The following is a 13330-nucleotide window of genomic DNA, read 5'->3' on the forward strand; positions in this document are numbered from 1 at the left end:
TTTAAAGTACATCATCAAAAGGAACTGATATGGAACATACGAATATTGATACGCTTCATCCCGATACAAAAATCATCCAACGCCATAGGGGATGGTTTTTAGGTTTTGGAATTTTACTCTTGATTTTTGGGATGATTGGCTTGGGAATGGACATCTTTTTAACCATAGTCAGCATGTATTTTTTTGCCGCCTTACTTTTGATTTCAGGATTATCGCACTTTGCTGATGCGTTTAAACATAAAGAATGGAAAGGTACGGTTTGGCAAATTCTCGTAGCAATACTCTACATAATTGGCGCCGTTATTGTTTTATATGATCCTTTATTAGCATCGACCATCATAACAGCGTTATTGGCATGGACGCTTATTGTTATTGGTATTGTTCGCATTAGCATGTCCATATCCTTACGAAATACGCATGGCTGGGGTTGGATCTTATTTGCAGGAATATGCTCCTTAATACTCGGTATTATGATTCTATTGCACTGGCCAATGAGTGGATTATGGGTCATCGGGTTGTTTATTGCGATTGATATGATCATCAGTGGTTGGACTTACATTCTGATAGCAATCTCCCTACGCAACAAGGCTTAGCCGAGAATCTATCTCAAAGACACCATAAGGAATTAGTTCCTGCATCCGCGGGAGAACATTATAAGCAATGACATGGTGCCTAAAAGAAGGGAGGATACCCCAGGGGTGTGATCCACCCTTTTTACCATGCAACGTTCAAAGCATCCTGAAATAGAAATACTCTTTCTTTAATTTCTGCTATTCTTGTGTTAGTTATATAAATATTAAATTTTCAAGGAATGAATAATTATGAAAACTCTACCTATAGTTGCTGCTCTTTTGACAACTTCCTCACTAAGTTTCGCTGCATCTATTTCCTCTATGAGTAAAGCGGAAGTGACGGAAGCCATTACTGATAAAACGATCACCACAATATCAGCTGCTACCCTAAATGATAAATTACTCGCCAATAGTTTTACCGGCTACTATGGTAAAGACGGTAAGATGATGGGAGGATTTGCGAAACCAACCGAGGGAGCTCCCCAAAACGATAAAGGAACCTGGCTTGTAAAAGAAGACGGCAGCGTTTGCATGACTTGGGAACACTGGTTCAATGGAAAGGAAGATTGCGTTTATTTTTATAAGCTTAATAATGGATTACTGGTTGTAGGAGCGAACCAAAATTTTGAGAGTGTGATCTTAAATTCTGATATTAAATCAGGTAATCAAACTACAACCCCTCCTCAAACGAATCAATAATTATATTCTCTGATTGCGCTCTTTAGCAGCAATCAGAGAGTCGATACTCATTTCCAATGTTTCAATGCCAAAATTGTGTGGATATATTTACTAATTACTGCAATTTATTTACCCCCCGCTAAATCTGGGTTCTGCCACCAAAATTTCTTGATAAGAGCTGAAAAATAATGTAAAAGGCCACCACATTGAATAATTAGGAAAGAACGTGTTAAAAAAAATTTCTATAGGCTATTTGACTGGTTCACAAAAAGCTATCGAGAATCATCTATTATCAGATACGCTGGTACCAAAGACTCCCTTTACATGGGGACAAATGTTTTTTAAGCCTTATGAGTCGACCACAGAATATATTTATTGTGCTCGTCATACATTCATTTCTGCTGCTTTCCTTGGTTTGATTATTTTTGATCCTATGCGAGCATTAGAAATTCCTTTGATAGTGTTGGGGGGGGTTGCGGTATTATTTGGGGTAGAGACTGCTGGTAAAGCGATGGGTTCGAAGCAAATATCCTCATGGGCTTTTGAAGCAACCAATAATATAGTTCAACTTTTTTGCCAGGCCTTAATCGATCTTATTTTACTACCCGTATCCGCTATGGCTATGTTGACCAGGGTAGCTTCAACCGCTTTAAAAGAAAGAGGTATTTATGACTATGATGCCTCCTCATCGCAACCAGGAGAACATGCGATGGACCCTTTAACCCCCTAAATTTATATTTTATAGAGTAAGATGAGCAACGGTCTTAAATTGTTCATTCAATGCCGTTGCTTCAGCATAATAGACTGACTCAAATTATAGAAATAAACTATATACAATCAGAAATAAAACTTGTGCTGCAGTAACGGTTAATCCATTTTGTATCATTGCTTTGACATTTTCGCTTCCAGCAAAACCCATCGCAGCAAACATATTCGCCCCCGGATAAGCATAATTTGTAACACGGGTAGCAAAGATCATGCATAAAGCGAATGCGATCATGGGCAATTGCATTTGCAGCACACTTGGATAAAAGAGCTGATGCAACATTTTAATCGTTGCTTCCGCGGCCCCAGGCATGCCAAATGCACCGGTAAAGCCAATTAACATCGATAATATCGGCTTACCCCCTACATTAATTAAAGGAGTTAATAGTTCGGTTAAAGCACTAAATCCTCCTGCTTGATGAATTAAAACCATAAAAGGATCGAATAAAATAAATAAAAAGAAAAGGTGTAAACTTTTACGCATTCCCTCAACGAATAACCTAAAAATTTGATTTAAGCCTAATTTGCTCACCAATCCTGTACTAAGCCCTAGAAATAACATAACAAAAATAACATAAGAAGTTTTCGCATGCGAAAATAGGCCATAAATCAGGCAAGCCATAAACGAAATCAAAAACAGTAGGGTAGTGCGCTTTTGTTGTTTACTGGGCACAAATGGCTCTGAAGTGTCCTCATCTTCGCAAGATTCATGCGCATACTTTTGTTGTAATCGATTCGCCATAACCCAGGTCGTAATTAAAGTAACCAGGGCCACCGGAAGAGATGCATAAAGCAGGACCGTCTGGTAATTTAGTCCTGTAACGCCTAATAAAGCCACGACTGGGGGGGCAAAAGGGCCAAGAATTAAAGCTTCCTCCGCTGAAGCCTGCATTAATACCGCCAAACTCGGTCGCGATAGTCCTACAGACCCAGCAATCGGACGTAAGCTGGGTGCTAAAATTGCCAATCCGCCCGCTAAAGTGCCCAGCAAACCTACAATAATAAAAGAAGAAAGCACAATGCCAATTTTAGCGCGTCGTTGGGTATTAATTCCAATTCCATACACAATTTGATGCACCAAAGTATGACTGACCTGGGTATGCGTTAAGATCTCGCCCAATCCATGACCTAACATGATAATAAAACCCACTAAGGCCATGAAGGAGCCTAAAGCATTCGCCATAGAATTTCCAATGTCGATGGGGCTACTTAGATTCCACAAATAACCCAGTCCGACACAAATTGCAGTCGCTATTAAAGCATCGACATTGCGAAATAACAGTACCGCATAAAGAACAATAATGCTTAAACTGGCCAGCTGAATGTAAAATAACATTATTGGATCATCCCAATCTGATTTAATCCTTGAGTAATTCCTTCAATCCCCAAACCCGGCTTGTCTGACAAAATAATCTTACTGCCAAGGCGTTGCGCTCCGCCAAGTACATAGTTGTCACGAATTAAATAAATAGGATCTAGGTCCGCATAGAGGATATCCGGCTTACTTAGAGCAAAACTCGCTATCGCAGCGATGCCAATGGGTGATTCCAGCATACAACCGACCATGATGTTCATGTGTGCTGTTTTAGCAATATTATAAATTGATTGCGCATTCTCAAGGCCCCCTGATTTCATCAACTTAATATTGACACCATCACAGGCATTAATTTTTGCAAGATTCAGCGTATCTTCAGGAGAAAAACATGCCTCGTCGGCAATGATAAGACAATCAACCTGTTCACTAATCGCCTTTAAGTGCGCGAGATCTTGAGCATGAATAGGTTGTTCGACCAAGGGGATATTCAAATGTTGTTGTTTTAAAGAATTAATAACCATTAACGCATCTTCATAAGACCAGCCCTGATTGGCATCGACAAGTAACGTGATTGTATGACCTACCGCTTGGCGAATTGCACGGACGCGTTCAATGTCTTCAATTGGATTTACTCCTAATTTAATTTTTATAGTTTGATGCCCTTGCTGAACGAGCTCAAGCGCATCCTGCACCATAGCGTCAATCTCTTTAACGCTTATTGTAATACACGAGCTAATGCTATTCGTAGTACCACCCAATAATTTATAAAGGGGTAAACCTCTATGTTGGGCAAATAAATCATGCAATGCAATATCCATGGCAGCTTTCGCAGAAGTATTGCCGGCTATGGATTGATTATTCAATTGGAGTAATAAATTTAATTCAGCAATACTTCGCCCAATTAACTGGGGGCCGAGGATGGTTTTAATAGCAGTGATAATCGATTCGGTACTGTCGCCAGTAATTGCTGGGGTTGACGCGGCGGAACCATAGCCCCAATGGCCACAATCTGTTTTTATCATTACCACTACATCTTCAACACATTCGGTACGTCTTACGGCAGTAATAAAGGGGCGAATTAAGGGAATTGTTAATTGCGCAATATGAATCTCCGTAATCTTCATCGAAGCACCTTTTTTGTGTGGGTCCAGTTATAAGACATAGGGAATACCTTGTTTAATAACCTAAGAATGAGTAATAAGGGTATTATCATCACATCATAACTTAATTATGGGTTTTGGAGACAAATAATTTGTAAGGTAAATCGCTATTGCTTTTCATGCATCCACTAGGTAACCTTACTATTTTTCATCTTTAATTCAGGAGTCCATATGAAATCCATCACTGCATTTAAGATGAGCTTTCTTTTTTTAATGATAAGTCTCTGCTTTTTTGAAGCACATGCTGTTCATGCCGCACAATCTCCTAAAGAAGTTCGCATTCCTGAGTGCAAAGACATTCGCGTTCCTAACGCTGCAAACATACAAATTAGTAATGAAGGAACTCTTTATCGTTTCCATTTTGCGCTTCCTGCTTGTGGGCATGCTTCCTATCAAAATTACTATCCCACAGCCTACATCGTTCAAGAACTTGTGGAAGATTTTTATAAAAGCGGAACGGTGAAACTCACCGTAACCCAAGACCCGCCCTCTCAGCCTCTCGCAAAGGACACCTTCCTGCTTGAAGTAGAACAATCACTTTTTGGCGATCGTTTTGCTTTTCGAGAGGAAGTTCAGCTCGTTTATGAGCGTAACCACATCCATATGGTAAATCAATCTCACATCATCCCTGGCAGTGTTCGTAAAGCGTTAGAGCCCTATCAATTTTTACGTGATATTCAGTGGAAGAATGATTGCGAACAAGAATCAGCAGGCTGGTGCTATACATGGAATGGATATTTTTCAATCACTTGGGAATGGGATGGCCATCAAAATATTGAGAAGATGAAAAAGGAGGTAATCCAGAACATTTTACCCCTAGCTTTTAGAGAAACTTATCTTCGGTACGAACGCTACATCTATGAAGTAGCTAATCCTTAAAGTAATTGAAATAAAATATATAAGCGAGAGGTGCAATAAGCAAAGCATGTACGGGGCAAGCAAGCACCTTTGTATCCTCCAAAAATTTGATTTCAAACCTGAGTATTTGCATATTTATTTAACATTTTAATTGATTAATATCTGACCTCAAAATAAAATAAGTCTTCGATAGATATGGGTAGTTACCTGTATTTTCTATACTAAAAATACCAGAGGACTCTATGCAAAGTCATATTGAAATTACAGCTTTAAATCGTGGTGAGTTATTAAATCTGGCGTTGAGTAAGCTTATTAAGTATAAAAATGAACATCTAGATGAAGTGAATAAAGAATATAACTTTCAGCACCTGCCTTATGAAATAGAAAACCTAGCGGATCTTGTTTTTTTAAGAAGATATAAACCGCTCAATGGCTTATTCCCTTCCTCCCATTATATTTGTCACGTCAACAAGATGATCAAAGGAGTAGAACAAAGACTTGCTCAGTTTGAAAAGAGTAAAGTGATGATTGATCCAGTTATTGAGAAGTTGCAAGAAGAGTTAAATTTATCAATGAACGATGTGAATACCTTGAAAAAGCTCGTGTATATACCTCTTGATGACATGCCCTATGCTGAAGGTTTATCCTATGCAGCCTTGAATATCATTGAAGAACAAAACGTGCTTGAATGTGATTTGATTAAATCTAAGGTGGCTATCAAATTACTCGAACATGCGTTAACCCTTTCCATTAGAGATGAATCCGCCGGACTTTCAAAACGCCCTGCATTTCTACTGGCAGAAATTTATGCAAATGCAAGAAAAGAGGTCATAGGCCTCGTTGAATTTAATCCGGAAAAAGCTTTGTTCTATTTAAAGGAAGCATCGAAACATGGCTCCGAAACTGCGAAAAAATTACTGTTTGAAAAAAACCCAGTGATTGCTCTGTTAAAACAAAATGGGGTGGATGTTAACGAATCAAACGCTTTATGCCCACTTAGGATGTTTACCCACCCAGATAGTCCAATAACAAGTCCCCCTCTAGAGTCAACCAATATCACTTACCCTCAATAAGATTAATGACATATGTTAAGAACGTAACCTCGTTGCAAGCAACCAGGTTACACCCTAAACATCTGCGTATACTTGGGTATTTTCAGATTTTTTTTAGTAATTTAACAAGAGATTTAAGAATTATGAACTAAAAGACATCTATCAAAATCAAAAAGTATCTTCGGTTATGCCCCGTTTTTTATCAAAACATATCAATCAACTTATTGCAAAAATAATTGAGTTAGCAGGGAGGGTCATGACTCAATCTCATTCTTCTCCCCATAGTCTATTCAAACTTAGCCTTTAAATGCTAAGACCAAAAATGCTTGAGGATCGTGTTTAAAATAATTTAATATCATCGAGGTCCTCAGCAATGCCTGTTGTGAGCTACTAAGTTAAGGAGCGTTATGATCGTTATTTTCGTCCATGGTTGGAGTGCCACGAATACCGATAGTTATGGGGAACTCCCTCAATGGCTTGAAAGTCAGAGCAAGAATCAAACACTGAATATTCGAGTGGGCAATATTTATCTCGGCCGTTATATCAGTTTTGACGATTCAATAACGGTTGACGATATAGCACGTGCATTTGATCAAGCCTTACGTGATGAAATTGCGGATAAGCTTGGCGATGGAGAACGTTTTGCGTGTATCACTCATTCAACTGGTGGGCCAATTGTTCGGAAATGGATGGATTTGTATTTTAAGAATAATCTTGAAAAATGCCCATTAAGCCATCTTATCATGCTCGCCCCCTCCAACCACGGATCTGCCCTTGCCCAACTTGGTAAATCCCGTTTAGGCCGCATTAAGAGTTTTTTTGAAGGTGTTGAACCAGGACAGCAAGTCCTTGACTGGCTTGAGCTCGGAAGCGATATGAGCTGGCAACTCAATGAAAGTTGGCTTGATTATGAATGCACTGCTCATGGAATCTATTCCTTTGTACTTACGGGCCAGAAAATTGATCGACAACTTTATGATGCACTAAACTCCTACACGGGAGAAGCTGGCTCTGATGGGATAGTACGCGTAGCGGCTACAAATATGAATTATAGCTTGTTGAAATTACATCAGGAGGGAAATAATGGGGAAAATCTTGTTGTCTCCAAAATGATACGCTCAAAACCAATGGCATTTGGGGTTCTGCCTCGGCTTGCGCATTCCGGAAAAAATATGGGAATCATTCGAAGTGTTACTCTGGCTAATGCAGCAACCCACCCCACAGCAATATGGGTCATGCGTTGTCTGCAAGTAAAAAATACCGCTGCCTATAATGCAATAGCAATAGAGCTCGATAAACTTACTAAAGAAACTCAGAATAATGAGCACATCGAAATGGTGAGCACACTTATCTTTAAGCGTGAGTACATCACCAATCGCTACTCTATGATTGTTTTTCGACTTATTGATGACCGAGGCAATCATCTTGCCGATTATGATCTTTTTTTAACTGCTGGACCAAAATATAGCGAACAGGCGCTTCCTCAAGGGTTCTTCGTAGATCGACAGAGAAACCTAAATAATCGAGGAAAACTGACCTATTTTCTTGACTACGATATTATGGAAGCCGGGATTAATACACCCCAAATGCAAGGTAATCTTGGATTCCGGATTAGGGCCTACCCAGAGTCAAGTGCCCAAGCCCTTGCCTATTATAAAGTCCTTGATTTTCATTCCTCGCTTGCGGATATGAACCAAATCATCCATCCCAACGAAACCGTAATGGTTGAAATCATGCTTCAGCGACGCGTAGATAAAGCAGTCTTTCGTATTACTAATAATCTAACTCCAGCAAAAATTAGTGGAAAACCAACTGGTGAAAAAGTAGATTAGGGTTTCTGCATTTGCAAACGCACCTGGTTGCTCTGCAACCAGGCTACGCTTTAATTAATTGAAGAAACTCAAATACTCTTCTTCAGTAAACGTTTTAATAGGCTCATTGGAATTAGAATCATGGAACATGGATTGAGCACGTGGAGCAGTCAGTTTCGTGGCCTCCTGGTTCGTACCCGACTTTTGCTGAGTAGACATAAAAGGAAGAGGTAGAGCATCAGGTTTAGGAACAATAGTCTTACCCTCTATACAAATATTAGGATAAATTAGCGGATCAGGCATTGGAACCACGGTGTTTTTACTATTAAATGGAGATACATATATAGGCTTTAGATGGGTTCCCGTTGGAGCAAATTGGGGTGGGAAAAACCTTTGAGTGGTCCTTCCTTGTAACTTTAAAAGATTAGGCTGATTCCTTAATTTTACTTTTTCATCCCATGCAAGATACATTTTGTCTACAACAAGGGTTCGTTGTTTAGACTGTTTATCAGCAAGACCTTGCTTGGTTAAATCATTGACTAATGACACCTGTATTGGCGTACCATAAATTTGTTCTAAATAGTCTCTGGAAGCAATTAAAATAGGTCCCTCACACACTAGAGTAATATGTTCACTATTAGTCACCAGCGGAGTTGCCTTTTGTTTCTTTTTTTCATCCTCTTTAATTTTTGTTTCCAGCATTTTCGCAATTTTATGACTTGAACATCCATAGGCTGTAAACATTGGGCGTCCATGATGAGACTTGGCAGGTAGCCAAAGTACACTAAAATTATCACTTGGTGAAAAGAGTCCATTAAAATTATATGCTTCTTTTACTTGAGCACTCGTCTTATTCCTTTTAGTATATGAAGTAGCGCCTAAATATTCCTCCGAAAAATCAATGAGATCCTCTGTCATTGGTTCAGCTAAAATAGGTTTAATTGTTAGTGAGTTTTGGTTGTTATTTACGATAATCATACGGATATGTGAGTTATCACCATCACCCATATTTGACGCGTATATAAAGAATGATTTATTTTCAGATTGGTTCTCTTTGGGTACTTCTTCAACTTTTCCGTCAAAATACCTTTCTAAAAAATTCGTTGAAGCAATGACATAATTTCTATGGGTTTCTAGATAGTAATCGAGAAATGCAGGGGGGTGTTCCCCTAGATCCACATCCATAGAATAATCAGTCGTGAATGCTAATTTAATATTTTCCATCATCTTCTGAGCTTCTTCTGACGAACTGCATTCAAAAAGGCACAGATTATCCTCCTCATCTAAGGGAGATTTGGATTCACTAACTATCCATTTGGTTAAAGTAAGGTTTATCCCTGTAACAGATATAACTTTCATATATGACTCTCTTATTTATTTGGATTTTATTCGTTAAACAACTCATATATTGGAATTAAAAATGAATTAGTTAGAACATAAAATTGACAAAAGCTTTACATTTGCACATAAAAAGCGCAAATATAGCAGACAAATTAATTTATGAACAATAAAATTAAAGCCTGGCGCGAGTGGTGTGTTTCTAGAAAACCGTTTAGTTGCTGAAAATTCAAGAATTTATAAAATAGATGATACTGCTTGACCTTGCCGCAACGTTAACCCTTATTGTGTCTCTTGTGGCTTAAGAGGAATACGATATGAGGTATACAATTAAACAATTAGCTAAGCTTTCAGGTATCAGCACCCGAACTTTACGCTTTTATGATGAAATTGGTTTATTGAAGCCTGCATTTTATGGCGATAATCAATATCGTTATTATAAGGAAGAGCAGGTACTTTTACTCCAGCAAATTCTGTTTTTTCGTGAACTTGAGTTTCCTCTTAATCACATTAAGAAAATTTTGAGCTGTAATGATTTCGACAAAATAAAATCATTACAACAACAAAAATCTTCTTTGCAATCTCATGTTGAGCGAACACAAACACTCATACAGACGATTGATAAAACCATTTCCCATTTAAGAGGACAATATAAAATGAATATTGAAGAAATGTTTGAAGGTTTTGATCCCATCCAGCAACAAGAACATGAAAAATATCTAGTTGAAGCTGGGGTACTTTCAGAGCAACAAATTGATGACAGTTGGAAAAAAGTTTCTCATTGGAAAAAGCCCGATTGGGAGGCATTTAAAGCATCCGGGGAGCAATTAAATCGTGCACTTGCTGATGCAATAAGACAAGGCCTTAAAATAGACTCAAAAAAGGTTCAGGACCTTATACAACAGCATTATGATTGGGTGAATAATTGTTGGACCCCAACAAAAGAATCTTACATAGGGCTTGGACAAATTTATTTGGACCACCCGGATTTTCGTGACTTCTTTAATAAGTATCATCCTGATTTAGTTGAGTTTTTGACTGCAGCAATGGAAGTATATGCAAATCGTCATTTATCTTAATTTGCTTGCCTACCGTAAAAGTAGGCAAGTTTTATATTTTACTATAAGTTATAGAGGAGCAAACAAAAGCCAAAAAATCAACAGTCTTAATTGTTCAGAGCGTAGGTACTTTCTTTTTCGTGACGTTGATCGTTCCCAAAGCACTTCTGCAAAAATGAAAAGAACCATTCAAGAAAAATAAAATTGAGAAAAGAAGGTTTTTTAACAATATTAAAAGAGCGTGTATAGTCCTCATTCGTGTTTTCTCCGAAGACTATAAGTATATTGTGCAAATCACCCTTTTCATAAATTGACCGCCCATGAAGAATCATCTGTAAATCTTGGATCACACTGGACATACTTTTTCTATCAGGAGTTGAACGAGTACTTTTAGAATTAATACTGGGCACAAAAATACTTCTTGATTCCCCAAAATAAAAATCAGCGACCTCTTTACCGTACGAAGTAAATGATTGTCGTGCGTAACGCTTTAACAAATAATCAGCATTCTTATAATCTTCTAGAAATCCTGCATCTTTCCAAGCTTGTCGCCAATAATGCAAACCTTTGCCGCTCATATTAACAAATTGCTCAAATAATGATATTTGTTGCATTGTATTGAAATAATAAATTGATTGTCAAACTTGATTTAGGATCTGGAAAATTTTATAGCCATTCTCATCAGCAAGAATGGCTTCAATGTAAGGTTTTTTTGCTATTTCAGTTGTTCTAATTTCTGTAGATCAGTTTGTTTGTTATGGATGGATTTCAGAATTTCTCTCATCTGAGGATTATGGCTACATTTGAGTAAGAACGCCGTCATTTGCATTCCTCCTTTAAAATGATCGCTCATTTCACTGATATACATATCATCGAACTCCTTACCTGAAAGGTTATCAAACGACTTCATTTCCATAGGCTTCATTCCAGGAATTTGATAATTGGCATCAGAAGTCGCAGGTAATTTACTAAGTAATCCTTTCATCTTAGTAACCTCATTATTTTGACGTGCGAGCATTTTCTTTGTAATAGCCACAATTTTGGGATTTTGAGATTTCTTTATTGCCAGCTCCATTATTTGTATCCCTTGTTGATGATGGGTAACCATCATTTGCAAGTATTCTTTTTCGAGTGCTGCAGTTTGTTTCTTACCTTTAGGACATTGATTTTCACTCATATTCATCTGTCCCATATTTGATTGATCCATTGCAAAAACACATGAACTTATTAGTGTCAGCCCTAAAAGTATTGAACACTTCTTCATTTCCCTATCTCCTAATTATTTAAAGGACATTAAAATTATAGGTCATTACTACCAAATTGGTACTTTTCGCAACAGAATCTATCATAAAAGTAAATTTCAAGCCTAAATACAGGTTGTAGCTGTTGCTGGAACACGCAGGTTAATCATCTCATTATGCTGACTTTTCTTTGGCCAAAAAACTCCAGCGAGCAAGCAGCCTACCAACTCAGGATATCCTGGGATTGTTGGTTTTAATTTGGGGAAAACCGTCTTACATCAAAGGTCAGTAATTTAAAATAATCATAGGACATATAAAACTCCCCCTTATTTCCCAGGTTACTCCCCCAGGAATTGCGTAAAGTTAATAATCCCTTGTGTTTCTGGCCGTAATTATCAACAGCAACTGCATCATCATCGTACCCTGTAATGATCATCCCATGTGCAGCTTGTACGCTTGGCAAGCCAATCATTACATCTGAGGTAATTAACCAGGTGTCATTGTTGCTTTTATAATTTCCAACAGCACCCACAACTCCTATATCAAGGCGCGGTATCATAACCGCAAAAACCGATCGGTCACCGGAGATAAGCGCCTTTTTTACTTCATTTAAGGTCCAGGTAGAACTAATTCTCCAATATATATTGGACCAGTTAACCTGTTTGCCGAAGATCAATTCACTCATTGTGCTATATTCTTCGGGTTCTATAAAAGAATCCGGTTTCTTATTAGAATGAAGGGGATATTCAGTCAATCCACCACACCCTATTGTTGTTTGTTTGTCTTTATTTACAATTCCATACTGTTCAATCTGATTTATTACCGAAATAGGATAATTTCCATCCCAACCACTTAGAGCATAACCATGATCTTCCAGATAATTTCCGAGCTGTAAATGACAAAGTTGGCTAATATAATCTCCATGACCTATAACCGCATCGAGAGCACCCGTTATGGCAAATGTGATGCATGTTCCATGAGGTCCCTGGTCTAAAACAGGAACCTCGTTCATAGCCAATTGAACCCTTTTAGGAGTTTCATTATTTTGCAATGAAGGTGAGACCTGAGAAGGATTTTTGACAATATTTTTAATTCGTCCCTCTAGTAGCGTTTGAGCATCCTGAGACAGCTCGACTTTAAGCAATTGGATGACTTTTGGCTGATTTAACCCGCGGTGCGCGGACGAAGATTCGGTAGGCAGCTGTATGGAATGTTTTATGGAGCCAATAACATGAACATCGCCTGCAATGGCCCCTTTAATTATCAAGAAGGATAAAACAGCCACTTGCAGTAAGGAAGTTAAAGTTTTTGCTGGTTTCATAATACTCGACAATAATAAGTGATAAGGAACTGATTATTTTCTTTTATGAATCAATTTGCAACCTATGTTTACGGCCTTAAAATCAATAAAAATGATCCATCCAGGGTCCGCAAAAGATACTTTTTTAGTTATAAGACACCCGAGAATTATTTACACGAATA

At 38.1% G+C, this 13330-nt stretch carries 13 protein-coding genes; 7 read left to right on the top strand and 6 right to left on the bottom strand.

All coding sequences use genetic code 11. The features are described from left to right. Window positions 1–29 precede the first annotated feature (29 nt). The 3 genes from ACWTE2_RS06040 to ACWTE2_RS06050 all read left to right on the top strand — a co-directional run bounded on the left by ACWTE2_RS06040 (window position 30) and on the right by ACWTE2_RS06050 (window position 1980). Entirely contained in the window at window positions 30–593 is a 564-nt protein-coding gene (locus ACWTE2_RS06040) for an HdeD family acid-resistance protein (protein ID WP_454784614.1), read from the top strand. A 228-nt stretch (window positions 594–821) separates the two neighbouring features. Further along, window positions 822–1271 (top strand): hypothetical protein, encoded by a 450-nt coding sequence (locus tag ACWTE2_RS06045; RefSeq protein ID WP_454784615.1) that lies wholly within the window; start codon window positions 822–824, stop codon window positions 1269–1271. Window positions 1272–1476: 205 nt separating this feature from the next. Then, window positions 1477–1980, top strand: coding sequence for a hypothetical protein (locus ACWTE2_RS06050; protein ID WP_454784616.1), 504 nt, complete (start codon window positions 1477–1479; stop codon window positions 1978–1980). An 84-nt stretch (window positions 1981–2064) separates the two neighbouring features. On the opposite strand, the gene ACWTE2_RS06055 is transcribed toward ACWTE2_RS06050, so the two are convergent. Both ACWTE2_RS06055 and ACWTE2_RS06060 read right to left on the bottom strand, forming a co-directional pair. Further along, complete coding sequence (locus tag ACWTE2_RS06055) at window positions 2065–3351, bottom strand: Na+/H+ antiporter NhaC family protein (protein ID WP_454784617.1); 1287 nt, start codon at window positions 3349–3351, stop codon at window positions 2065–2067. After that, window positions 3351–4454, bottom strand: coding sequence for a dipeptide epimerase (locus tag ACWTE2_RS06060; RefSeq protein ID WP_454784618.1), 1104 nt, complete (start codon window positions 4452–4454; stop codon window positions 3351–3353). Before ACWTE2_RS06060 ends, ACWTE2_RS06055 begins: the two co-directional genes overlap by 1 nt. Before the next feature lie 207 nt (window positions 4455–4661). Here ACWTE2_RS06060 and ACWTE2_RS06065 point away from each other — a divergent pair, with 207 nt between their 5' ends. The 3 genes from ACWTE2_RS06065 (at window position 4662) to plaB (ending at window position 8232) form a co-directional block, all read left to right on the top strand. Beyond that, window positions 4662–5369, top strand: coding sequence for a hypothetical protein (locus tag ACWTE2_RS06065; RefSeq protein ID WP_454784619.1), 708 nt, complete (start codon window positions 4662–4664; stop codon window positions 5367–5369). A 221-nt stretch (window positions 5370–5590) separates the two neighbouring features. Then, entirely contained in the window at window positions 5591–6421 is an 831-nt protein-coding gene (locus ACWTE2_RS06070) for a hypothetical protein (RefSeq protein WP_454784620.1), read from the top strand. Window positions 6422–6807: 386 nt separating this feature from the next. Beyond that, complete coding sequence (gene plaB, locus ACWTE2_RS06075; RefSeq protein ID WP_454784621.1) at window positions 6808–8232, top strand: phospholipase PlaB; 1425 nt, start codon at window positions 6808–6810, stop codon at window positions 8230–8232. 54 nt (window positions 8233–8286) lie between these two features. Here the strand turns inward: plaB and ACWTE2_RS06080 are convergent, their stop codons facing one another. Continuing rightward, window positions 8287–9570 (bottom strand): hypothetical protein, encoded by a 1284-nt coding sequence (locus ACWTE2_RS06080; protein ID WP_454784622.1) that lies wholly within the window; start codon window positions 9568–9570, stop codon window positions 8287–8289. Window positions 9571–9866: 296 nt separating this feature from the next. On the opposite strand from ACWTE2_RS06080, the gene ACWTE2_RS06085 reads away from it, so the two are divergent. Then, window positions 9867–10628, top strand: a complete 762-nt coding sequence (locus ACWTE2_RS06085) for a MerR family transcriptional regulator (RefSeq protein WP_454784623.1) — start codon at window positions 9867–9869, stop codon at window positions 10626–10628. An 86-nt stretch (window positions 10629–10714) separates the two neighbouring features. On the opposite strand, the gene ACWTE2_RS06090 is transcribed toward ACWTE2_RS06085, so the two are convergent. The 3 genes from ACWTE2_RS06090 to ACWTE2_RS06100 all read right to left on the bottom strand — a co-directional run bounded on the left by ACWTE2_RS06090 (window position 10715) and on the right by ACWTE2_RS06100 (window position 13169). Next, entirely contained in the window at window positions 10715–11185 is a 471-nt protein-coding gene (locus ACWTE2_RS06090) for a hypothetical protein (RefSeq protein ID WP_454784624.1), read from the bottom strand. A 137-nt stretch (window positions 11186–11322) separates the two neighbouring features. Beyond that, window positions 11323–11871 carry a DUF305 domain-containing protein gene (locus ACWTE2_RS06095; protein WP_454784625.1) on the bottom strand — a complete coding sequence of 183 codons (549 nt, stop codon included), beginning with the start codon at window positions 11869–11871 and terminating at the stop codon, window positions 11323–11325. A 230-nt stretch (window positions 11872–12101) separates the two neighbouring features. After that, entirely contained in the window at window positions 12102–13169 is a 1068-nt protein-coding gene (locus ACWTE2_RS06100) for a C1 family peptidase (protein ID WP_454784626.1), read from the bottom strand. Window positions 13170–13330 lie beyond the last annotated feature (161 nt).

The sequence above is a fragment of the Legionella nigrisilvae genome, assembly GCF_977063395.2.

Bases quoted from the DNA above. Each gene is read 5' to 3' on its own strand.
- ACWTE2_RS06040 (WP_454784614.1), top strand. From the start codon at position 30: ATGGAACATACGAATATTGATACGCTTCATCCCGATACAAAAATCATC.
- ACWTE2_RS06045 (WP_454784615.1), top strand. From the start codon at position 822: ATGAAAACTCTACCTATAGTTGCTGCTCTTTTGACAACTTCCTCACTA.
- ACWTE2_RS06055 (WP_454784617.1), bottom strand. From the start codon at position 3,351: ATGTTATTTTACATTCAGCTGGCCAGTTTAAGCATTATTGTTCTTTAT.
- ACWTE2_RS06060 (WP_454784618.1), bottom strand. From the start codon at position 4,454: ATGAAGATTACGGAGATTCATATTGCGCAATTAACAATTCCCTTAATT.
- ACWTE2_RS06065 (WP_454784619.1), top strand. From the start codon at position 4,662: ATGAAATCCATCACTGCATTTAAGATGAGCTTTCTTTTTTTAATGATA.
- ACWTE2_RS06070 (WP_454784620.1), top strand. From the start codon at position 5,591: ATGCAAAGTCATATTGAAATTACAGCTTTAAATCGTGGTGAGTTATTA.
- plaB (WP_454784621.1), top strand. From the start codon at position 6,808: ATGATCGTTATTTTCGTCCATGGTTGGAGTGCCACGAATACCGATAGT.
- ACWTE2_RS06080 (WP_454784622.1), bottom strand. From the start codon at position 9,570: ATGAAAGTTATATCTGTTACAGGGATAAACCTTACTTTAACCAAATGG.
- ACWTE2_RS06085 (WP_454784623.1), top strand. From the start codon at position 9,867: ATGAGGTATACAATTAAACAATTAGCTAAGCTTTCAGGTATCAGCACC.
- ACWTE2_RS06090 (WP_454784624.1), bottom strand. From the start codon at position 11,185: ATGAGCGGCAAAGGTTTGCATTATTGGCGACAAGCTTGGAAAGATGCA.
- ACWTE2_RS06095 (WP_454784625.1), bottom strand. From the start codon at position 11,871: ATGAAGAAGTGTTCAATACTTTTAGGGCTGACACTAATAAGTTCATGT.
- ACWTE2_RS06100 (WP_454784626.1), bottom strand. From the start codon at position 13,169: ATGAAACCAGCAAAAACTTTAACTTCCTTACTGCAAGTGGCTGTTTTA.